Below are 1,293 nucleotides of genomic sequence, written 5' to 3' on the forward strand. Positions count from 1 at the left end.
ACGAGCGGCGTGCTGCCGCGGCGCGCGACGTCGTCCACCGCGCGGCGCACTTCTTCGGGGAAGCGGCTGCCGTGGGTTTCGACGTAGCGGCGGATCGCGTCGGCCGCGCCCTTGCGGATCTCGCGGCCGGGCAGGTCGACGCCGCTCATCCGCGTCTGCGCGGAAAAACCGAGGAACGTCGCGTGCAGTTGCGCCATGTCGCGCTGGCGGATGTTGAAGCGCTCCTTCGCGAGCACGACAATGCTGCGCCCTTCCGGCGTTTCGTCCGCGAGCGACGACAGTTGCGCGGCATCGGCCAGTGCTTCCTCGGTCACGCCCGGCGCCGGCACGAACGTCGACGCCTGGCGGTTGCCGAGCGTGATCGTGCCGGTCTTGTCGAGCAGCAGCACGTCGACGTCGCCGGCCGCTTCCACCGCGCGGCCCGACGTCGCGATCACGTTCGCCTGCATCATCCGGCTCATCCCGGCCACGCCGATCGCGGACAGCAACCCGCCGATCGTCGTCGGGATCAGGCACACGAGCAGCGCGACGAGCGCGGTGATCGTCACCACGTGGCCGGCCTTCATCGCGTCGACCGAGAACATCGAGAACGGCAGCAGCGTCGCGGTCGCGAGCAGCATCACGATCGTCAGCGCGACGAGCAGGATCGTCAGCGCGACCTCGTTCGGCGTCTTCTTGCGCTTCGCGCCTTCGACCATCGCGATCATCCGGTCGAGAAACGCCTCGCCGGGGTTCGCGGTGACCTTGACGACGATCCAGTCGGACAGCACGCGCGTGCCGCCCGTCACCGACGAGAAATCGCCGCCCGATTCGCGGATCACCGGCGCGGATTCGCCGGTGATCGCCGACTCGTCGACCGACGCGACGCCGTCGACGACCTCGCCGTCGGCCGGGATCACGTCGCCGGTCTCGACCAGCACCACGTCGCCCTTGCGCAGGTCGGACGCGGTCGTGATGCGGATCGGCGACTTCGGATGCGGCTCGTTCAGCTTCTTCGCCATCACGTCCTTCTTCGCGCTGCGCAGCGACGCGGCCTGCGCCTTCGAGCGCCCTTCGGCGAGCGCTTCGGCGAAGTTCGCGAACAGCACGGTGAACCACAGCCACAGCGTGACCGCGAGGATGAAGCCCGCGGGCGCCTCGGCCTGGCCGGCGAGCGCGGCGATCCACAGGATCGTGGTGAGGATGCTGCCGACGTACACGCAGAACATCACCGGGTTGCGGAACTGCGTGCGCGGCGTGAGTTTCTTGAACGAATCCACGATCGCCGGGCGCAGCAGCGCCGGATCGAACATG

Annotated in this window: 1 protein-coding gene; it reads right to left on the reverse strand. The window is 69.1% G+C overall.

The window, feature by feature from the left end; all coding sequences use genetic code 11:
* Positions 1 to 1,292 (reverse strand): potassium-transporting ATPase subunit KdpB (gene kdpB, locus JMF90_RS37470; protein WP_201326380.1); only part of this gene is annotated, 1,292 nt, incomplete at its 3' end.
* Position 1,293: the final 1 nt, after the last annotated feature.

It is taken from the genome of Burkholderia sp. E168m23 (assembly GCF_016586125.1).
In the GTDB taxonomy this organism is placed as follows: Bacteria; Pseudomonadota; Gammaproteobacteria; order Burkholderiales; family Burkholderiaceae; genus Burkholderia; species Burkholderia orbicola.